Here is a 20,337-nt window from a genome sequence, read left to right on the forward strand (position 1 = left end):
CGTTGCTGAATTGTGCGCATGTCAGAAGATACATCATATTTCCGACAATCTACACCGATGTGAAAACTATGAAATATCGCATCAGCGCTCATATCTTGGGTCGGTCGCGCTGCTTATCGTGCTATAGCGCTTCGTGAACCTTTAGTCCCCACGAACAAACCTCCGCCTATCGGGATATGGAGCCGTCGCCATCCTTGGTGTAGGCTCTTATCTTTTGAATACCAAAAAGCGGCGGCATGATTTTTTTCCTGCGCAATCCATTGGTCATCTTTTCGGCCACGGTGGTGCTGCTTGCCACCGCATCGACGCCAGCGCTGTCCGCGATCGAGCCGCTGCCGTTCTGGAACGCCAATCCCACACATAAAGCATGGACCAAGCTGGACGGCGCTCCCGTCGCCGCTGCCGCGATGATGCAGGACCGCACCGGCATGCTGTGGTTTGCCGCCGCCGATGGCTTGTTCCGTTTCGACGGCGTCCGCTTCGAGCGCGTCGTCGAGATCGGCGGCAACAAGCTGCTCTCGCCCAATGTCCGCGCACTGGAAGTGTTCGGCGATGCACTGTGGATAGGCTACGCTTTCGGCGGCGTCAGCGTGTTTGAAAACGGCATGGTGCGCCACTACGGGGAAGCGGACGGTTTGCCGTCGGGCAGTATCAGCCAGTTCGGCAAGACCGCCGACGGCACGCGCTGGGTGTATTGCAGCCGTGGGGTCTACTGGCTCGATGGCGCAAAGTGGCGCCAGGCGCTGCCGGAAAGCGTGTATGGCACCTTCGCCGAACTGCAAGATGGCACCCTGCTGGTATCGCATGCGAACGGCTTGTTCCGCAGCGTGCCGGGAACACATCAGTTCCGCAAGCTGCCCGTGAGCGGCGCCATCGACTACACCGAAGTGAGCGTCGATGGCAGTGTGGTCCTGAAGAGGTTCGGCCAAACGCCCCGGATATTCGATCCCGTCACGGAAACGGCGACGCCCTTGCAAATGCCCGCCGCCATCCCCACACCCGTGGCCATCCACCGCGACCGCCGCAACGCCTGGTGGATCGCCACCGGCAACGGGGTGCAGCTGTACGACCTCAACTTTCAAGCGAAGCAGCTGTTGCTGGCGCCCCAAAGCTTCAGCGGCACGGGGGTCTATACCACGCCGCTCAACGACCGCGAAGGCAATCTGTGGTTTGCCACCGAAAACGGGGTGGACCGTATTCGAAACTCCCGCCTGACGCTCCAGCCGTTGCCGCCGTTTTACGGCGATTTCATCGTCACGGCCGGCGCCGACGGCGAGGTGTGGGTCGGCTCCAACTCGACCAAGGAAACGATTGCGCCGAACGCCTTTGCCGTTGCCGCCGACGGCCATCGCATCGAGAGCGACATGCCGTCCCCCAGCGCCAGCACGCGCGGCGCCGATGGCAGCCTGTGGTTTGGCGACACCACGATGGTGTGGCGCCGTCAGGCTGGCAAACTGGCGCGCTGGCCGCTGCCGCCGGCGCTGAAAGGTCAGCCGGTGCAGGCGCTGGCGTTGGGGAACGACGGCCAGCTGTGGGCTTCGGTGATCCAGCGCGGCGTGCATGTCTTGAAGGACGGCGTGTGGCTGCCCGGCGGCGGGTACGCCGAACTGGCTGGCCGCACCGCTGTGTCCCTGCACGCAGACGCCAAGGACCGCATCTGGTTCGGCTATCCCAACAACGCGATGGCGATGCTGCATGACGGGAAGATCCAGCAATTCGGCCCGGCCGACGGCCTCGCGCTTGGCAATGTGCTGGCCATCTTCAGCCGCCGGGGCATGCTGTGGATCGGCGGCGACCAGGGACTGGCGCGCTTCGACGGTCGCCGTTTCGTCGCGGTCGACGACAGCGCCGGCCGGCCTTTCACCGGCGTGTCCGGCATCGTGGAAACGGCGGCCGGCGAACTCTGGCTGCACGATGCGAATGGACTGGTCCGCATCGGCGCCAACGAGCTGGCGAGCGCGCTGGCCGATGGCCGCAACCGGGTCGCCATCGAGCGCATCGACTACCTGGACGGCTACCGTGGCATGGCGGCGCAGATGCGCCCGCTCGGCTCGCTGGTCGAGGCCACCGATGGCCGCCTGTGGTACGCCACCAATAGCAGCGTCGGCTGGATCGACCCGCACCGCATCGATCGCAACCGGCTCGCGCCAACGCCCCTCATCACCTGGCTCAGCACCGACAACGCGCGCCACCATGCCGTCAGCGGACTCGGTTTGCCGCAGCATACCCGCAACCTGCAGATCGACTTCACCGCTGCCGTGCTGTCGATCCCGGAACGGGCGCGCTTTCGCACCCGGCTGATCGGGCAAGACCATGCGTGGCGCGAATCCGGCGCACGCCGACAAGCGTTCTACACCAACCTCGGCCCCGGCGACTACCGCTTCGAAGTCATGGCCGCCAATGAAGACGGCGTGTGGAGCGTGGCACCCGCCAGCGTCGCCTTCACCATTGCGCCGGCGTTCTACCAGACCAACTGGTTCAAGGCGTTGTGCGCGGTCCTGGTGGCCGGTGCGATGAGCCTGCTGTACCGGTGGCGCTTGGCACGCATGACGGCGCGCGTCGTCGAGCTGATGCACGAGCGTTTGGAAGAACGCGAACGGATCGCCCGCACCTTGCACGACACCTACCTGCAAAGCGTGCAGGGTTTGATCCTGCGGTTCAACCGGATCAAGGCGGTGCTGCCGAAGGAGCACGTGGTCCGGCAGGAGATCGACGCCGCGCTTGAACTGGCCGATGCGGTGAATGTCGAAGGACGCGACCAGCTCATGGAACTGCGCGCCAGCGAACCCATCGACGCAGCCATGGCGCAGGTGCTGGAGACGGCCGGCGCCGCCGCTTGCGCCCAGCACGGCGTGGCGTTTTCGCTGCACGAGCACGGCGCGCGGCGCGAGCTGCAGGCCAATGTCCAGGATGAATTGCTGGCCATCGCCAAGGAGGCGCTGACCAATGCGCTGCGCCACTCCGGCAGCGACACGGTGGAGCTGCATCTGAGCTATGACGCAGCCAGCTTCACGCTGGAGGTGCGCGACCACGGCATCGGCCTGGACGACGAGGTACGCAAGGCCGGACGCTTGCACCGCCATTGGGGCCTGGCTGGCATGCGCGAACGCGCCGCCCGCATCGGCGCCAGGCTCGCGCTCGACAGCACGCGCGGCAAAGGAACGGGCGTGGTGGTAACGCTGCGCGCCAGGCAGTGCTATGCATAACACCACTTCCATGAGCACCTTCCAACCGCTGCCGATTACGCTGCTGACCGTGGACGACCATCCCCTGTTCCAACAGGGCATAGCCGGCGTCATCACGGCCGAACCCGATCTCTATCTGCTCGGCCAGGCGGACAACGGCGCCGAGGCCGTCGCCATGCATCGGCAGTTGCGCCCGGCCGTCACGCTGATGGACTTGCAGATGCCCGGCATGTGCGGCGTGGACGCCATCGCCGCCATCCGCGCCGAATTTCCCACCGCGCGCATCGTGGTGCTGACCACGCTGGAGGGCGACGTCCACGCGGTGCGCGCCATCAAGGCCGGGGCGGTCGGCTACATGCTCAAGACCACGGTCCGCAAGACCCTGCTGGACACGGTGCGGCGCGTGCATGCCGGCGAACGCATCATCCCGCCGGCCCTGGAGCACGCCATGGTGGCAAGCCGCAACAGCAGCGTCATCACCAGCCGCGAGGTCGATGTGCTCAAGCTGGTGGCGCGCGGCAATTCCAATCTGCTGATCGGCAAGGCTCTGGGCATTTCCGCAGACACCGTCAAAGGCTACATCAGCAGCATCCTGCTCAAGCTGCAGGCGCACGACCGCGCCCACGCGGTGATGATCGCGCTGGAGCGCGGCGTCCTCCACCTTTAGCGCTACCCCGTTTCGGGGGAGCACACGGGCCTATCTTTTTCCCGCGCCCGCACATCGCGGGCAAACTCAGGCAATCTAAACCTTCTTGAAATGGACTCATCAACGAAGGAGATTAACCATGCAAAATACTTCCCAACAGAAAGCCAGCATACTGTCCACCGGCGGCGGCGCGCGCCTGCTCGATCCCGCCGATACCTTGGTGCTGCTGCTCGATCACCAGTCCGGCTTGTTCCAGACCGTCAAGGATATTCCGGTTGCCGACCTGCGGCGCAATGTGGAGATGATCGCCAAGCTGTGCTCCTTGCTGAAGATTCCGGTACTGACCACGGCGTCCGAGCCGGCCGGCAGCAACGGTCCGCTGATGCCGGAAATCCACGAATATGCACCGCACGCCGTCTACGTGCCGCGCAAGGGCGAAGTCAACGCCTGGGACAATGCCGATTTCGTCGAGAAGGTGAAATCCAGCGGACGCAAGACGCTGGTCATGGCAGGCGTCTGGACCAGTGTGTGCGTGATGTTCCCCGCGCTCGACGCGGTGGCCGCCGGCTACGATGTGTATGCCGTCATCGATGCCTCCGGTGATCCGAGCGAGATGGCCTCGCGTGTGTCGCTGGCGCGCTTTGTTCAGGGCGGCGTCAAGCCCACCACCACCAACGCCCTGCTGTCGGAGATGCACCGCACCTGGGCCCGCCCGGAAGCTGTCGACCTGGCTACGCTGTACGGATTGGTGGCGCCGAACTATGCTGCCGTCATGGAAAGCTATGCTCGTGCGCAACAAGCGGTGCGGGACGCGTCTTAACGCGTCCGCCTGGCGGCCACCGATCGGTATGTAACATTTGCTTACGCTAGAAACACTTTCTGCGTCACCGCTTTTACTCCCGAGCTCGTTATATGGCTAAGCGCCACTCATGGCGACATACAGGAGAGAACAAAATGGAACAGACCGCACGCACCCGCATTCATCCGATGATGATCGCCGCCGCCGCTTCGGTGGCCCTGGTTAGCCTGGTTGGCGCAGCTTCGATTGCCGGCCTTCTGCCGAGCTCGCACGCTACGCCGAACGGCGATCAGGTTCCTGTCGCCGCAGTGACGGCGCCTGCACCAGCACCCGTAGTTGCAGCCGCACCAGCGCCGGAACCACGCCGCGTGGTCGAGCATCGCACAGTGGTGCATCACACCAACGCGCCGGCTCCACAACCGCAGGTGGCACAGGCACCGGCGCCAGCACCTGCTCCGGCGCCGCAGAACAGCGCCCTCGGGATCGGTATCGGCGCCGTGGTGGGTGGTTTGCTCGGCAACCAGGTGGGTAGCGGCAACGGCAAGAAGCTGGCGACTGTCGCCGGCGCCATCGGTGGCGGCTATGCTGGCAACGAGATCGCCAAGCGCAATCAGCAGCAACAGCCTCAGCAGTAATCAGCAAGCACGGACGACGGCGAGCACCACCTTGTGGCGCTCGCCGTCCGCAATGCGTTAACCGTGGAAGCTGGGGCGCTTGGGCGAGTAGACGAAGTCCGGCACCAGGTAGCGCATCGCCATCGCGTCGTCGCGCGCGGTGGTGGCTACTTTCTTGTACAAGTCGTGCGCGGCCTGGATGCGCTCCATGTCCGGCTCGATGCCCAGGCCCGGCTTCTGCGGCACCTGCACCGCGCCGCCGACGATCTGCAACGGATCACGCGTCAGGCGTTCCTGCCCTTCCTGCCAGATCCAGTGCGTATCGATGGCGGTGATATTGCCCGGCGCCGCAGCGGCGGCGTGCGTGAACATCGCCAGCGACACGTCGAAGTGATTGTTCGAATGCGAACCCCAGGTCAGGCCCCACTGCTCGCACAACTGCGCCAGCCGCACCGAACCCTGCATGGTCCAGAAGTGCGGATCGGCCAGCGGAATATCGACCGCGCCCAGCAAGTGCGAATGCGCCATCTGGCGCCAGTCGGTGGCGACCATATTGGTGGCGGTCGGAATGCCGGTGGCGCGGCGGAACTCGGCCATGATCTCGCGGCCCGAGTAGCCGTTCTCCGGTCCGCACGGATCTTCCGCGTAGGCCAGCACATCTCCCCTCCCCTTGCACAGGTCGATCGCTTCGCGCAGCGACCAGGCGCCGTTCGGGTCCAGCGTCACGCGTGAATCCGGGTAGCGCTTTTTAATCGCCGTCACCGCTTCCATTTCCTCAGAGCCGCGCATCACGCCGCCCTTCAGCTTGAAATCGCGGAAGCCGTATTTTTCCACCGTGGCTTCGGCCAGTTCGACGATCTCCGACGGCGTCATCGCCTCCTGATGGCGGCGCGCATACCAGCCGCTGGCGCCATCCCCGGTCAGGTAAGGCAGGTCGGTGCGGCGGCGGTCGCCGATGTAGAACAGGTAGGCCAGCATCGGCACGCTGTCGCGCTGCTGTCCGCTGCCCAGCAATTCGCACACGGGCACGCCCAGGTGCTGGCCCAACAGATCGAGCAGCGCCGCTTCCACAGCGGTCACCACGTTTTCCAGGCGCAGGTTGATTTCGTGCGGCTGCTTCAGCACCTCGGCCTCGGCGGCCGAGGTCACCTGGTGCTGGCCGCCGATCGACGCCCGCACCGCGTTGAGGGTGCGGTTGTAGCGGCCGATCTGCGTGCCCACCACCAGCGGCACGGCGCGTTCCAGCGCCGCCAGGATGCCGGCGCCGCCGGGCACTTCGCCCATGCCGGTATTGCCGACGCTGTCGGTCAGCAGCACCAGGTTGCGGGTGAAGAAAGGCGCGTGCGCGCCGCACAGGTTCAGCAGCATGCTGTCGTAGCCCGCCACCGGGATCACCTGCATGGTCGTTACCACAGGGCTCATAGTGCTCATAGATTCCAATCCGGATAATGTCAATCAGCGATAACGATACAGCTTCACGCGCTGGATGGTGAAGGCGCTGCCCGGCAGGCCGATATGGCGGCCCTGGTGCGTTTCGTCGCCGTTCATCCAGCGGCCTTCGATCCAGCGGCCATTCTGGTAGCTGCCTTCCACTGATTTCTCGATGCCGACCATGGCGCCATCGGCGCTGCCGAAGACCACGGTCAGCCCCATGCCGGCGACGATGAATTCATCTTCGCCGGTCTGTATCACCAGCCCGCCGCGATTCTGCACCTGCTCCGGCGTCAGTTTTTCCCACGGCGCGTTGAAGCTGACGTTCAGCGTGTAGCCGCCCATGGCGACTTGCTGCGGCGCGGTGTCCACCACGCCGTCATACGACAGCGGCGCCTTGAAGCCGCGCACCTTGCCGCTGCCCTGGTGTTGATTGATCACCGGCGCCAGTTGCCTGAGCACCCGGTAAGCCTGCGGCAGCGACGAGTTGCCATCCTTGATGTCGTCGATGGCGAACGGCGAGAAGCCGAAGGCGTCATGCTCGCCGATGGCGTAGAAGGCATCGGCGCCGGCGTCCGGCCGTTCCGCATGATTCGCTTCCGGCACGAACAAGGGATTGTCCGCGCGCTTGAACTGCTTGGCCCAGTAGCTGAAGTTGGGGAAGTAGGTGTCGATGGCCAGCACGTCGATCGACGGCGCGCCCGGCTTCCAGATGTCGAACAGGTGCGGCAACGGTCCCGCGCTCGGATACTCGCCGGGACGCTTGCCCGGCCGGTTCAGCGCCACGTTCACATACATCGGCAAGCGGTACACCGCCTTGCCGGCGGCCGTCATCGATTCGACGAAGGCGGCGTAGTGCCAGGCCTGGAACATCTCTTCGGTTTCGATGGTGTCGCCGAACACCTCGGCCCAGGTGCCGCTGCTGCGCGCGCCGCGCGTTTCCCATGCAGCCTTAACGCCCGGCTGCAAGGTGGCGCGGTTGGCGGCCAGGTAGGCCGTCAGTGCGGCCGGCACCGGTGCGCGCCAGGCCTCGTTGGCGGCGGCGCTGTAGTCGCGCACCTCGGGCAGCATGCCGATCTCGTTTTCGACCTGGATCATCAGCACGGTGCGCTGCGTGTCCACTTGCTTGAGGTGGGCCAGCATGGCGCGGAAGGCGGCGGTGTCGGCGGCCAGCGTGGCCGGCGCGAACGGTGTGAGGATTTCCTGTGCCACGCCGGCGCGCGTCACGGCGCGCGGGAAGCGCCGGGTGTCGCGCTTGACCCAGGCCGGCGCATAGGTCGACATCGAATTCTTCCAGGCGCCGAACCACAGCAGCACCAGCCGCGTGTTGTTGGCGCGCGCCTGTTTCAGCAGGCCATCCATCACGGTGAAATCGAACTTACCTTCCGCCGGCTCGAGCTGGTCCCACTCCACCGGCGCCAGCACGGTATTGAGTTCGGCCGCCTTCAGCGTCGGCCACTGTTTATTCAGATAGTCCAGATTGGAGGCGGACGAGTTGCGCAGTTCGCCGCCCAGCAGCAGAAACGGCTGGCCGTCGACGATCAATTGGGTCGCGCTGCCCTGCTTGCGCAACTGCGGCGGCTCGGCGGCCTGCGCCGCCGTCCAGCTCAGCAAAGCCACGGACACGGCGCACGCCGCGCCGATCTGGTGGAACGATGGGAACATGGCATTCCTTAAAAAAACCGCCCCGTAAAGGGGCGGGTAAAAGTCCCCGTGGAGAACGGGACCAGACGATCAGAACTTGGCGCGCAGACCGAGCGAGTAGGTGCGGCCAGGCGAATACTGCGAGAAGTTGGCGTTGCTGAACTGGAAGTAGGTACGGCGCGAATCGTTGTTCAGATTGACGATGTCGAAGCTCAGGCTAGGCCAGCCATCCTTGTCGAACACTTCACCCAGGTCGATACTCGACGAGAAGTCCAGCTGCTTGTAGTTGTCCGAGAACAGCGCGGCGTTGGTGATGCCGTTCTGGTTCGCGTTGGCGGCCTGGCTGCCCTTCGAGAAGGTGTGCGACAGGCGCGCCATGTAGCCGTGGTTCTCGTAGTAGACGGAGAAGTTGTTGGTACGACGTGGAACGCCCAGCGCCACAAAGCCGTTCGAACCTTCGCCGCTGGCGCGCTGGGTGATGAAGGTGGCGGTCTCGTTGATGCCGAAGCCGCGTACCGGCAGGATCTTGTCGAGCGGTTGCACCCAACCCAGTTCCAGGCCACGGATGCGCAGTTCGCCTTCGGCGTTGCGGGCACGGGTCATCACCACGGTGGCGTTGTTAGGACCGCCACGCGAATCGATCGCCTGCTGCTGGTTCGGAATCAGCGTGTTGTAGGTGATGCCGTAGGCAGCCAGCGCGCTGAATGGTAGGGTGACGTTTTCGTTGATGGTGAAACCGTCCACCTTCTTCTGGAACGCGGTCAGGCTGACGTAGCCTTCGCGGCCGGTGTACCAGTCGATGCCCAGGTCGATGTTATCCGACAGGTAAGGCTTCAGCGCTGGATTGCCGATCGAGCCCACGTCCGCCGATACCGACGAGAAGTTCACGCCAGGACGCAGCGCGTTCGGGTCGGCGCGGGTCATGCTGCGCGACAGTGCTGCACGGGCCACCACGTCGCTGCGCAGATTGACCGCCAGCGTGCCCGAAGGCAGCGTGTTGTTGTAGGTGGTGTCCTGGTACACCCACTGGTCGATGTTCGGGAACTTGCTGCCGTTCAGCGGCAGCGTGGCGTTGCGCGGATCGGAGATCGAATTCAGCGAACCCACCGACTGCTTGGTGCGCACATAACGCACGCCGGCGTTGTAGCGTGCCGGGAAGCCGGCCAGATCGGCCTTGCCGTTGGCTTCGAAGTACAGGCCGGTGGTTTTCTCGCCGATGAAGCCCGAGCTGGCGCCGGTCGACGAGGCACCGCTCGATGGCGCGGTGTTGTAGTACTTCTGGTAGCTCGAATCCTTGGCGAAGCGATCCCAGTCGAGGACCGGCTGGCCGTACGGGCCGTTCTGGATGTAGCCGGCCAGAGCGCTTTGCGGAATCAGCGAACCGCCATAGGTCAGCGGCGTGGTGGCGCCGGCGGTGTAGCCGGTGCCGTAGCCTGGATACAGCGCGGCGGCGCTGGCGCCTGGCGTCGACGCGCCGTTGCACGGTGGTGCGCCGTTCGGGCCGAGCAGGAACACGCTAGGATTGTTGCCGCACACTGCAGCCTGCCATGCCGCCGAGTTGTCGGTGGCGTTGATGCGGCGGGTGATGTCGTCGTAGGCGACGCCGCCCTTCAGGTTGAACTTCTCGTCGCCCCAGGCCAGGTCGCTATGGAAGCCCTTGGTCTCGGTCTTGCGGAACTCGTTCTGCACGTTAACGCGGCCGGTGTTCCACACATAGCTGTTCGGATCGTTCAGGTTGGTGCTGGCCACCACCGACGGGATGCCGCCGTTGTTGTTGTTGAAGGTGACCGTGTTGCCGCTGTTCGGCGCGGTGATCAGGTACACGGTCGGCGCTTCGTGGCTGAAGCTACTACGGGTGTAGTTGACCTGCGCGTCCAGTTTCAGGGTCGGCGTGATCTTCCATTCCATGCCCGGGTTAATGCCCAGCATGTTGACCTGGTCGCGGCGATAGCCGTGCTCGAAGAAGTTCTGGGTGTTGGCGAAGGTGCCGCCGGTGACCGTGCAGCCGTCGGCGCAATCGGCCTTGTCGACCTTCATGTTCAGCGGGATCATGCCGCCGTTGCGGACCGACCAGTCGTAGTCCATGCGCGTCATCTTGTCGTCGCGCTTGCTGTACACGGTGTCGAGGTAGAAGTGCAGGTTTTCGGTCGGACGGTACTCGGTGCTGAAGATCGCCGAACCCTTGTCCTTGGTGCCGAAGTAATCCATCTTGCGGCCCAGGCGTGGGATGATCGCATTGTCGATCTGCTGGATGGTCAGGCCCGGATTATGCGCCAGCAGCCAGGCTTGGTCGATGACCTCGCCGGTGACCAGGCCATTGCCCGCGCCGACAGGCACGGTGGCTGGAATGGTGTAGTTGCCGCCGCCGGTGTTGTTGCGGTTGGCGGCCGGATTCTGCGCGGCCGACAGGTTGGCGTTGGTGTAGCCGACGGTTTCCCAGCCGGTGGTGTGCACCTGCTGGCGCGACAGCGTAACGCCGCCCAGGATGCCCCAGTTGCCGAAGGTCTGGCTGGCCAGGAAGGAGCCGCGGCCGCCGGTCTTGTCGGCTATCTGCTGCTTGGTGGCGGTGACGCTGGCGGAAATGGTGCGGCCTTCCTTGTCGAACGGACGCGCGCTGCGCAGGTTGACCACGCCGGCCGCGCCACCTTCGATCATTTCGGCGGTCGGGCTCTTGCTGACGGTCAGCTTGGTGAACAGGTCGGTCGGCAGCAGGTCGAGGTCGACCTCGCGGTTGGTGTTGGCGCCGTCGATCGGGCCGGACGAAGCCACCGCGATCGGTGCGCCGTTCAGCAGGATCTTGGTGAAACTCGAACCCAGGCCACGGATCTGGATGGTGGAACCTTCACCGGTGATGTCGCGCGATACGCCGACGCCGGGAATGCGGCTCAGCGATTCGGCGATGTTCTTGTCCGGGAATTTACCGAAGTCTTCGGAGTTGATCGAGTCCTGGAAGCCGACGGCTTCCTTCTTGTCCTTGGCCGACGACAGCAAGCTGTTGCGGTAGCCGCTAACCTGCACCACCGTCATCGGCGCCGCTTCCGCCTCCTGGGCCGGGGCGGTCGGGGCGACCTCCTGGGCGTATGACTGCGCAATCAATCCAGCCATGACGGTCAGGCCAAACGCCATCTGCCGGCGCGATTGCCGGGATTTCTGTTGTTTCACTTGCATTTTAATGTCTCCTGCGGTGAGGAACCGGGGTTATTGTTATGTATCACACAACAGTAAGCCAAAATGGTTGCGCGATCATTTTTAGTGTAGGAGCGTTTAAAAGCCCTTGTCAACGGAAATCTCGACAAAAATGCTATGCGCAACCATTTTGTCGCACGATGGCCCGGGCGATGACTGCGAGGCGTGGTGGAAATGCTACGGTGGGGAACGCCGGCGGACGAAACGCCGCCGGGGGAGGACGATGGAACGATAAAAATCAGTACTTGGCGGGCGCGTTCGGCGCCGGGGTGGCGGAACGGATGAAGTTGCGCAGGTCTTCGTTGGAGGTCGCCAGGTCTTCCGCGCGCAGATACATCATGTGGCCGCTGCGGTAGCCGGCGAACTGCAGGCGGTCCTTCATCTTGCCGCTCGGGTCCAGTTGCCACATGGTGTACTTGGCGTCGAAGTAGGTGCAGGCGCCGTCGTAGTAGCCGGACTGCACCAGCACCTTCAGGTAGGGGTTGGCCGCCATCGCCAGGCGCAGGTTCTCACCCGTGTTCTCGTTCTTGAAGTCCCACGGATGGACGTCGCCGAACAGGTTGTACTTGATGTCGGTCTTGTAGCCCAGGTCCACGCGCAGGTACTGGTTGATGGCCGGCGTGAACGAATGCAACCACGAGGTCAGCTCGGCGTTGTAGTCCACCTTGTCGCCCGAGTCGTTCTTGTCGATGCCGATATAGCGCGAGTCCAAACGGCCCACGGTCTTGCCCTGCTTGCGCAGCAGCTCTTTCCAGAACTGCTGCGGTTGCACCGCCAGGTTGTTCTGCAAAACGTATTCGACCGACAGGCCCGAGTAGCGCGCCACCTTGGCGGCGATCTGCACCTTCTTCTGCGGGTCGATGAAACCGCCTTTGGCCAGCGCCGGCAGGAATTCGTCAGTGGTGAAGGCCTCCACTTCCGGCAGCACGTCCTTCAGATCCTTGGCCTGCAGGTCCGCCGGCAGCACTTTCTGATACCAGGCGGTGGCCGCGTAGTACGGCAGCTTGAGTACATCATCCATCACGCCGTCGCGCTTCAGACCGAGTTCAGTCGGCGACACCAGCACTACGCCGTTCAGGTACATCCACTGCGCGTTCTGCAGTTCCAGCGCCAGGCCGGCCACGCGGGAAGTGCCGTAGCTTTCGCCGATCAAATACTTGGGCGAGGTCCAGCGGCCTTCACGCGAAACGAAGGTGCTCAGCCACTCCGCCAGGTACTGGATGTCCGCGTTGACGCCGAAGAAGCGCGCGCGGTCGGCCTTGCCGTCCAGGATGCGCGAGAAGCCAGTGTTGACCGGATCGATGTAGACGATGTCGGCCACGTCCAGGATCGAGTGCGGATTGTCCTTCACGCCGTAAGGCTGGGTCGGATAACCTTCCGCGTCCAGGTTCAAGACTTTCGGGCCGGTGTAGGCCACGTGCATCCACACCGACGCCGAGCCGGGACCGCCGTTGAACGAAATCACCAGCGGCCGCTTGCCCTTGTCGGCGGTGTCGCTGCGCTGGTAGTAGGTGTAGAACAGCGATGCCGTCACCTTGCCATCCTTGTCCCACACCGGCTGCGTGCCGGCCGTAACCTTGTACGGCACCAGCTTGCCCTTGATGGTCACCTGGCCGGTCTTGCTGACCTGCGATTCGGCCTTGAGCAGACGCTCGCTGGCCTGCAGCTCGGCGGCGCGCTCCTTGGTGAGGGCTGGCGCCTTGTCGGCGTCCTGGGCGAATGCGGCGCAGCTTATGGCCAGCAGCATTGATAGGGCAAGCTTGGATTTCATGGCATCTCTCAAGGTTGAAAGCGCCCATAGTAGAGCGCTTACGGTGTCCAGTCCAGCACCGACACCGGCGACGGTGGCACGGCGGCGCGGCCCTCGCCATCAACTTGTTGAACATCCTGTACAAAGAGACTAAGTATGCCGCTGCGGCGCCACAGCTCGGTGTCGTAGCTGGGCTCCCATGCGCCGACCGAGGTCGCCGTCAGGTCGCGCAGCTGCCATGCGCCGCTGGCGAAATCGGCGATGCTGGCCACCGACACCTTGCTGCCGCGCTCTTCATCGCGGAACACCAGCAGGCCACCGGCCGCACCGAGCATGATCTGCGGACGCGAGATCGGAATCCGCTTGGTGCCCTGCCCGCCCAGCGAGAACGGCGTCTTGCGGAAGTCCAGCGACCGCACCTGCCATGCCGTGCCGGTGTGCCAGATCACGTGGTACTGCGGCACGCTGGAACCGGCGTCACGCCAGTAGCTGGCGATGTAGGGACGCCCTTCACTATCGGCCGCCATCGAGGTCTGGTTGATCAACTCGCTGTTCTGCGGAATGCGCAGCGCGTATTCGGCGCTGGCCGCGCTGATCGGCAAGGCGTAGCGCGTGCCGTCCGAACGCTCCCAGGTCACGCCGCCATCGGGCGAGCGCGCATAGGCCATGTCGTGGTTGCTGGCCACGTCCGGCGATTCGCGCCACACCCAAGACAGGTGCAGCGTGCCGCGATGGTCGAGGAAGGCTTGCCAATAGGCGTTGCGCTTGCCCTCGCCGGTGATGAGATTGGTGTGCAGCCGGGTCCAGCGCTCGGTGGCGACGTCGTAGCGATTGATGATCAGGTCGCCGCGCCCCGAGCCGCCCAGGCGGTAGAAGAACAGCAGATTGCCATTGGGCAGACGGTAGAACTCCGGATACGATACTTCCGCCTCATCGGCGCCGACCATCGCCAGCTTGGCGCCCAGCTCCAGCGAGCCCGGCGCCACCCCGCGCGCGTAGCGCAGCGGATTGTTGTGATGGTCCCACGACACATGCAGGTAGCCGGCGCCATCGACCATGATGCTGATGGCGTTGTGCGCATCGGCCGCGTTGCCCTGCCACGGCGTGCGACGCGTGGTCCACTCGGCGCCGCCAAGCTTGCGCTTGCCCAGCACCAGGTAACGCTCGGCGTCGTAGTAGGCCACATATTGCGTGTCGCCATGCGTGACCAGCGAATTCTTGCGGAACACCACGGCGTTGACCGAATTGTTGGCCCAGCCCGGCCCCACCGTGGACTCGACCGGCGCGGCGGCAACGTGTAAGGACGCAGCCAGCAAGGCCGCCGAAAGTAAACGTTTTATCATCTTGCCATGATAGTGCAAAAAGCCTGTTTTGAATCAAAACCAACGGAGTTTCCATACGGCAAACTATGCGATAATATCCACCGCAACCGAGCGCCTCCACACATTGCCGCCATGACCACGCAACACAACCACACGCCCTATCTCGACCAGTTGAACGACGATCCGCACACCTTCTGGGAGTCGCGCATCAAGGCCAGCCGCTGGATGATCATCAAGACCCTGTGCCTGGGCGCTCTCGCGGCCGGACTTGGCGTGCTGGGACAGGGCTGGCTGGAACAGGGTGCGCCGCTGCTGCCCATCATCAGCCAGAACTACGGCCTGTGGCAGACCGCCTACGTGGCGGCGCTGCTGCTGATCTTCCTGCTGTGGGCCGCCGCCCTGCGCCAGAAATTCGGCCTGCTACACAACAGCAAGCAGGGCCTGGCCACGCAGCGGCGCATCGACGAGCAGAACGCGCGCCGCGAAGAACGCATGCAGGCCAACCGCGAGCGCCGCGAAGCAGTGCGCCAGGAACGCGCCGAGCACACCATCTATGCCAAGGCCTCGGGCCGCAGCAGCAAGTTCGAATACTGAGTCGACTATTAACTACTCGTAGCGCAGGCAATCCACCGGCAGCAGGCGCGACGCCCTGCGTGCCGGATAGAAGCCGAAGAACACGCCCACCAGGCTGGAAAATCCGCAGGCCACCACCACCGCCCGCAAGGTGATGATGACGTCGAACTTTCCGGTCGCCGTGATCGCCGCCGCCGCGCCGCTGGCCAGCAAAATACCGAAGATCCCGCCCACCAGGCAGATCACCACCGCCTCCGTCAAAAACTGCAGCAGCACGTCGCGCGGCTTGGCGCCGATCGCCATGCGGATGCCGATTTCACGCGTGCGCTCGGTCACCGACACCAGCATGATGTTCATGATGCCGATGCCGCCCACCACCAGCGAGATCGCGCCGATCAAGCCAAGCAGCAGCGCGATGCCGGCGCTGATCTTCTGCGCCGTCTCGGCGAACGAGGCCAGGTTATCGATGCGGAAGTCGTCCGGCTGGTCGACCTTGATGTGGTGACGGTCGCGCAGCGTTTCGTTGATGTCCTGGATCGCATCCTGCAGGTTGCCGCCGGATTTACCCTGCGCCACCACGTAGTGCACATTGCCGGGGAACTGCATCTTGACCAGGTTGGCCGCCGCCGCCGTAATCGGCACGATCACGTATTCGCTCAAATCGCCGCCATCCACCTGCTTGCCCTCGCCGTACAGCACGCCCACCACCTGGAACGAAACGTTCTCGATGCGGATGAATTTGCCCAGCGGGTCTTGCTTGTAGAAGTACTGGTCCGCCACCTTGCGGCCGATGACCACCATGCGCGCGGCGGCGCGCACGTCGGCGTCGCTGAAGGCGCTGCCCTTGTCCACCTTCCAGCCGCGTATCTTGAACATGGCCGGCGTCACGCCGTGCACGGTCTTCGACGAGTTCTCGTTGCCGACGCCGATATTGAAGCCGCCCTGCAGCACCGGCGCCGCGCCGGCCAGCGATGGCAGCTGGTCCAGCGCCGCCGCGTCGCGCACGGTCAGCGCCGGTTGCGCGCCGTTGCGCATGCGCTGCTGCTGCGCGCGGTCGCCGCCGGGCGAGATGAACAGCATATTGGTGCCCAACTGCTCCAGCTCCTTGGCGATGAAGCGCTTCATGCTGTCGCCCACCGCCAGCAGCAGTACCACCGAGGTGATGCCGATGATGATGCCCAGCATGGTCAACAGCGTGCGCAGGCGGTTCGCCAGCATAGAGCGGAACGCCTCCACCACGATCTGCAAAATATTCATATCGTTTATACCGTTAAGGTTTTCATTTGCAGCAGGCCTTCGGCGGAAGGGCCGTCGTACAGCACGTGTCCATCCTTCAGCCGCATCAGGCGCTTGCTGTAGGCGGCGATGTCCGGTTCGTGCGTCACCAGCAGGATGGTGATGCCGCGTTCCTCGTTCAACTGCTGGAACGAGCGCATGATTTCCTCGCTGGTTTGCGTATCGAGGTTGCCGGTCGGTTCATCGGCCAGGATCAGCGGCGGATCGCCCACCAGCGCGCGGGCGATCGCCACCCGCTGCTGCTGGCCGCCGGACAGCTGGTTCGGCGTGCGCTTGGCCATCTCCTTCAAGCCCACGCGCTCCAGCTCCAGCAGGGCCTTGGCGTGCGCCTTGGCGCGCGACACGCCGGCATAGATCAGCGGCAGCGCCACGTTCTCCGCCACGCTCATGCGCTTGATCAGGTTGAAGCTCTGGAACACGAAGCCGATGGTGCGGTTGCGGATGGTCGCCAGCTCGTTGCGCGACAGCGTCAGGGTGTCCACGCCGTTGAGGAAATAGCTGCCGCCGGTGGCCTGGTCCAGGCAGCCGAAGATGTTCATCAGCGTCGACTTGCCGGAGCCGGACTGCCCCATCACGGCCAGGAAATCACCGCGCGGCACGGCCAGGTCGATGCCGAACAGGACCTGCGTTTCCACGCTGCCGGAGAAGTAGCTCTTGGTAACCTGGCGGATATCGATCAGCAGTTCGCCCGCATGTCCGCTCACAGCTCACCTTCTTTTTCAGTACCGATGGCGCGGGTGATGACCTTGTCGCCCTTTTTCAAGTCGCCACCCACCACCTCGGTGTAGCGGAAGTTGGACAGGCCGATCTTCACGTCCAGCGCCTTGGGCTGGTTGTGCGTGTCCAGCGTGTAGATGCGGAACAAGCGCGCCAGGTCGGCCTTGCTGCGGAAGGAGGTGTCGTCTTCTTGCGCCGCCGCCACCGCGCTGGCCGAAGCAGAGGCAGAAGCGGAAGCCGATGCGGAAGCCGATGCGGAAGCCGATGCCGTCTTGCCTGCTGCTACGGCTTCCTCCAGTTTTTTCTGCTTCTCCACTTCCTCGTCGCTCAGGCGGAAACGCAGCGCGGCGGTGGGAATCCGCAGCACATTCTGGCGATTGCCCACCAGCAGACGCACCTGCGCCGTCATGCCCGGCTTGAGCAGTTCGTCCTGGTTGTCGACATCCAGCACCACGTTGTAGGTCACCACGTTTGCCACCACGTTGGCGGCCAGGCGGAACTGACGCATGCGCGCGTTGAATTCCTTGTCCGGATAAGCATCCACCACGAAGCGCGCCTCCTGCCCTTCCTTCAGCGCGCCGACGTCCGCTTCCGAGACGCTGGTATCGATCTGCATCTTGGTCAGGTCGCGCGCGATCTGGAACAGCTGCGGCGTGGTGAACGACGCCGCCACGGTCTGCCCCAGGTCAACCGTGCGCTTGATGATGACGCCGTCGATCGGCGCGCGGATCACGCTGTTGTTGAAGTCCGCCTGGGCGCGCGCCAGCTGCGCTTCCGATAGCTGGATATTGGCCGCCGCCACATCGACCTCGCGCTTGGACTGGTCCAGCGCCAGCGGCGAAATGAAGCTCTGCGTCACCAGCGTTTGATTGCGCGAGTGCGTGGCCTGCGCCAGCCGCAGCGAGGCGCGCGCCGACGCCAGCTGCGCCTCGGCCTGGCGGATCTGCGCGTTGAAGATGGTCGGGTCCAGCTTCAGCAGCACCTGGCCCTTGGTCACGCGGTCGTTGAAGTCCGCTTTCAGCTCGCTCACCGTGCCCGATACCTGCGAGCCGATGTTGATCAGGGCCACCGGGTTGATGGTGCCGGTGGCCGTCACCGACTGCGTGATATTGCCGGTATCGACGGCCGCCGTGCGGAAGCGTGGTGCTTCCACCACAGGGGTCTTGCTTTTGGAATAGTAGGCGGCCGCGCCGCCGACAATCACCAGCAGCCCGATGGCCACCGCGATCTTCTTCTTAGTCAAAAAAGCCATTGTTTTCAACACTCTCGTAGTGAGATCCGGCGATATGCGGATCAGCCGGCTCAGTATCAAACAAATTTGTTTTTAAAGCAACAAACCAGTTTTCCATCCACTTTCTATTACTTAGGGCACAGGCGGTCGTACCTGCGTCGTGGTATATGCAAAATTGCAATGCGGCTTTGCAGGAATGTCCGTTCTCAAGCCCCGGTTTTCTCCCTAAGATGGGTGCTCCAAACAACGGAGGACACCATGTCAGAAACCCTCACCATCCAGGTCGCCGACGGCAGCTTCAAGGCTTATGTGGCCCGTCCCGCCAACGCCGCCAGCGCGCCGGTGATCGTGGTCCTGCAGGAGATCTTCGGCGTCAACGCCGGCATCCGCAGCATCGCCGACGACTACGCCGCCAAGGGCTACATCGCGGTGGCGCCGGACCTGTTCTGGCGCGCCGAGCCAGGCCTCGACATGTCGGAAGACAGCCCGGGCGACTGGGCGCGCGGCTTCGCGCTGTACAGCGCCTACGATTTCGACGGCGGCGTGGGCGACATCGCCGCCACCGTGGCGGCGGCGCGCGGCATGCAGGGCGCCTCGGGCAAGGTCGGCGTCACCGGCTACTGCCTGGGCGGCCTGATGACCTTCCTGACCGCCGCCCGCGCCGGTGATAACGCCGATGCCTTCGTCGCCTACTACGGCGGCGGCACCGAGAAGTACGCGGCCGAAGCGGGCAAGGTCGGCAAGCCGCTGCTATACCACCTGGCCGAGGAGGATGAATACATCGGCAAGGATGCGCAAGCCGTTATCACCGCCGCCTTCAAGGACAACCCGAACATCGAGCTGCATAGCTACCCGGGCTGCAACCACGCCTTCGCGCGCCCCGGCGGCACCCATTACGACACGGCCGCCGCCACCCTGGCCAACGCCCGCACCGACGCCTTCTTCAAACAACACTTAGCCTAAACCAAGGAGCACATCATGACCGAACAAATCAACCCATCCCGCCGCAACGCCATGGTCGGCAGCGCCGTCGCCGCAGCCGCCACCGCGCTGGCCGCCGTCGGCACCGAAGCCGTGGCCGCACCGATGGGCAAGGTCACCAAGACCGCCAGCACCATCACCACCCGCGACGGCGTCGAGATCTACTACAAGGACTGGGGCCCGCGCGGCGGCCAGCCGGTGGTGCTGAGCCACGGCTGGCCGCTGAATGCCGACAGCTGGGAATCGGCCGCCTTCTTCCTGGCCAATAACGGCTTCCGCGTCATCACCCACGACCGCCGTGGCCACGGCCGTTCGAGCCAGCCATGGGACGGCAACGACATGGATCACTATGCCGACGACCTGGCGCAGCTGATCGAAGCGCTGGACCTGAAGAACATCATCCTGGCCGGCTTCTCCACCGGCGGCGGCGAGGTGGCGCGCTACGTCGGCCGCCACGGCACCAAACGCATCGCCAAACTGGGCCTGATCTCCGCCGTGCCGCCGCTGATGCTGAAAACCGACACCAACCCGGGCGGCCTGCCGATCGAAGTGTTCGACGGCATCCGCGCCGGCTCGGTCAAGGATCGCGGCCAGCTGTACCTGGACATCGCCTCCGGCCCGTTCTACGGCTACAACCGTCCGGGCGCCAAGCCGTCGCAGGGCATCATCCAGGCCTGGTACGCGCAGGGCATGCAGGGTGGTTTCAAAAACACCTACGACTCGATCAAGGCCTTCTCGGAAACCGACTTCCGCGACGACCTGAAGAAATTCGACAAGCCCACCTTGGTGATCCACGGCGACGACGACCAGATCGTGCCGATCGACGCCGCCGGCAAGGCCTCGGCCAAGATCGTCAAGCACGCCAAGCTGATCGTCTACCCGGGGGCGCCGCACGGCCTGACCGACACCCACAAGGACAAGTTCAACGCCGACTTCCTGGCCTTCGCCAAGTCTTAAACAGT

15 protein-coding genes are annotated in these 20,337 nt (G+C 64.2%); 7 read left to right on the plus strand and 8 right to left on the minus strand.

The window, feature by feature from the left end; translation table 11 throughout:
• The first annotated feature begins 236 nt into the window (after nt 1-236).
• From ACXZ1M_RS10105 to ACXZ1M_RS10120, 4 genes are all read left to right on the plus strand, one after another.
• A complete protein-coding gene (locus tag ACXZ1M_RS10105) occupies nt 237-3,206 on the plus strand; it encodes a sensor histidine kinase (RefSeq protein WP_459053029.1) in 2,970 nt (989 codons plus the stop codon).
• Nucleotides 3,199-3,852, plus strand: coding sequence for a response regulator (locus tag ACXZ1M_RS10110; RefSeq protein ID WP_459053030.1), 654 nt, complete (start codon nt 3,199-3,201; stop codon nt 3,850-3,852). Before ACXZ1M_RS10105 ends, ACXZ1M_RS10110 begins: the two co-directional genes overlap by 8 nt.
• Nucleotides 3,853-3,970: 118 nt before the next feature.
• Nucleotides 3,971-4,651 (plus strand): isochorismatase family protein, encoded by a 681-nt coding sequence (locus tag ACXZ1M_RS10115; RefSeq protein ID WP_459053031.1) that lies wholly within the window; start codon nt 3,971-3,973, stop codon nt 4,649-4,651.
• Between the two features lie 134 nt (nt 4,652-4,785).
• On the plus strand, nt 4,786-5,265 hold the full coding sequence (locus ACXZ1M_RS10120) for a glycine zipper 2TM domain-containing protein (protein ID WP_459053032.1): 480 nt from the start codon (nt 4,786-4,788) through the stop codon (nt 5,263-5,265).
• Nucleotides 5,266-5,322: 57 nt separating this feature from the next.
• Here the strand turns inward: ACXZ1M_RS10120 and ACXZ1M_RS10125 are convergent, their stop codons facing one another.
• From ACXZ1M_RS10125 to ACXZ1M_RS10145, 5 genes are all read right to left on the minus strand, one after another.
• A complete protein-coding gene (locus ACXZ1M_RS10125; protein WP_459053033.1) occupies nt 5,323-6,675 on the minus strand; it encodes an enolase C-terminal domain-like protein in 1,353 nt (450 codons plus the stop codon).
• A gap of 24 nt (nt 6,676-6,699) precedes the next feature.
• The gene (locus tag ACXZ1M_RS10130) at nt 6,700-8,340 is read right to left on the minus strand and encodes a GH35 family beta-galactosidase (protein WP_459053034.1); all 1,641 of its coding nucleotides are present in this window, start codon (nt 8,338-8,340) and stop codon (nt 6,700-6,702) included.
• A gap of 69 nt (nt 8,341-8,409) precedes the next feature.
• Entirely contained in the window at nt 8,410-11,487 is a 3,078-nt protein-coding gene (locus ACXZ1M_RS10135; RefSeq protein WP_459053035.1) for a TonB-dependent receptor, read from the minus strand.
• Nucleotides 11,488-11,743: 256 nt separating this feature from the next.
• Nucleotides 11,744-13,276: a S10 family peptidase gene (locus ACXZ1M_RS10140; RefSeq protein ID WP_459053036.1), complete on the minus strand. Its 1,533-nt coding sequence runs from the start codon at nt 13,274-13,276 to the stop codon at nt 11,744-11,746.
• A 38-nt stretch (nt 13,277-13,314) separates the two neighbouring features.
• Nucleotides 13,315-14,598: a BNR repeat-containing protein gene (locus tag ACXZ1M_RS10145; RefSeq protein WP_459053037.1), complete on the minus strand. Its 1,284-nt coding sequence runs from the start codon at nt 14,596-14,598 to the stop codon at nt 13,315-13,317.
• 111 nt (nt 14,599-14,709) lie between these two features.
• Between ACXZ1M_RS10145 and ACXZ1M_RS10150 the strand changes: the two genes are divergently transcribed.
• A complete protein-coding gene (locus tag ACXZ1M_RS10150; protein ID WP_459053038.1) occupies nt 14,710-15,171 on the plus strand; it encodes a hypothetical protein in 462 nt (153 codons plus the stop codon).
• 12 nt (nt 15,172-15,183) lie between these two features.
• Here the strand turns inward: ACXZ1M_RS10150 and ACXZ1M_RS10155 are convergent, their stop codons facing one another.
• From ACXZ1M_RS10155 to ACXZ1M_RS10165, 3 genes are read right to left on the minus strand one after another with little or no spacing between them, the layout of a single operon-like run.
• Entirely contained in the window at nt 15,184-16,407 is a 1,224-nt protein-coding gene (locus tag ACXZ1M_RS10155) for an ABC transporter permease (RefSeq protein WP_459053039.1), read from the minus strand.
• 5 nt (nt 16,408-16,412) lie between these two features.
• A complete protein-coding gene (locus ACXZ1M_RS10160) occupies nt 16,413-17,150 on the minus strand; it encodes an ABC transporter ATP-binding protein (RefSeq protein WP_459053040.1) in 738 nt (245 codons plus the stop codon).
• Nucleotides 17,147-18,415, minus strand: a complete 1,269-nt coding sequence (locus tag ACXZ1M_RS10165; protein WP_459053041.1) for an efflux RND transporter periplasmic adaptor subunit — start codon at nt 18,413-18,415, stop codon at nt 17,147-17,149. The genes ACXZ1M_RS10160 and ACXZ1M_RS10165 overlap by 4 nt, the downstream gene beginning before the upstream one ends.
• Nucleotides 18,416-18,652: 237 nt before the next feature.
• Between ACXZ1M_RS10165 and ACXZ1M_RS10170 the strand changes: the two genes are divergently transcribed.
• Nucleotides 18,653-19,357 carry a dienelactone hydrolase family protein gene (locus ACXZ1M_RS10170; protein ID WP_459053042.1) on the plus strand — a complete coding sequence of 235 codons (705 nt, stop codon included), beginning with the start codon at nt 18,653-18,655 and terminating at the stop codon, nt 19,355-19,357.
• A 15-nt stretch (nt 19,358-19,372) separates the two neighbouring features.
• Nucleotides 19,373-20,332, plus strand: coding sequence for an alpha/beta fold hydrolase (locus ACXZ1M_RS10175; RefSeq protein WP_459053043.1), 960 nt, complete (start codon nt 19,373-19,375; stop codon nt 20,330-20,332).
• Nucleotides 20,333-20,337: the final 5 nt, after the last annotated feature.

Source organism: Duganella paludis (assembly GCF_054461335.1).

Bases quoted from the DNA above. Each gene is read 5' to 3' on its own strand.
- ACXZ1M_RS10155 (WP_459053039.1), bottom strand. From the start codon at position 16,407: ATGAATATTTTGCAGATCGTGGTGGAGGCGTTCCGCTCTATGCTGGCG.
- ACXZ1M_RS10140 (WP_459053036.1), bottom strand. From the start codon at position 13,276: ATGAAATCCAAGCTTGCCCTATCAATGCTGCTGGCCATAAGCTGCGCC.
- ACXZ1M_RS10170 (WP_459053042.1), top strand. From the start codon at position 18,653: ATGTCAGAAACCCTCACCATCCAGGTCGCCGACGGCAGCTTCAAGGCT.
- ACXZ1M_RS10145 (WP_459053037.1), bottom strand. From the start codon at position 14,598: ATGATAAAACGTTTACTTTCGGCGGCCTTGCTGGCTGCGTCCTTACAC.
- ACXZ1M_RS10150 (WP_459053038.1), top strand. From the start codon at position 14,710: ATGACCACGCAACACAACCACACGCCCTATCTCGACCAGTTGAACGAC.
- ACXZ1M_RS10125 (WP_459053033.1), bottom strand. From the start codon at position 6,675: ATGAGCACTATGAGCCCTGTGGTAACGACCATGCAGGTGATCCCGGTG.
- ACXZ1M_RS10105 (WP_459053029.1), top strand. From the start codon at position 237: ATGATTTTTTTCCTGCGCAATCCATTGGTCATCTTTTCGGCCACGGTG.
- ACXZ1M_RS10110 (WP_459053030.1), top strand. From the start codon at position 3,199: ATGCATAACACCACTTCCATGAGCACCTTCCAACCGCTGCCGATTACG.
- ACXZ1M_RS10165 (WP_459053041.1), bottom strand. From the start codon at position 18,415: ATGGCTTTTTTGACTAAGAAGAAGATCGCGGTGGCCATCGGGCTGCTG.
- ACXZ1M_RS10130 (WP_459053034.1), bottom strand. From the start codon at position 8,340: ATGTTCCCATCGTTCCACCAGATCGGCGCGGCGTGCGCCGTGTCCGTG.
- ACXZ1M_RS10115 (WP_459053031.1), top strand. From the start codon at position 3,971: ATGCAAAATACTTCCCAACAGAAAGCCAGCATACTGTCCACCGGCGGC.
- ACXZ1M_RS10120 (WP_459053032.1), top strand. From the start codon at position 4,786: ATGGAACAGACCGCACGCACCCGCATTCATCCGATGATGATCGCCGCC.
- ACXZ1M_RS10135 (WP_459053035.1), bottom strand. From the start codon at position 11,487: ATGCAAGTGAAACAACAGAAATCCCGGCAATCGCGCCGGCAGATGGCG.
- ACXZ1M_RS10175 (WP_459053043.1), top strand. From the start codon at position 19,373: ATGACCGAACAAATCAACCCATCCCGCCGCAACGCCATGGTCGGCAGC.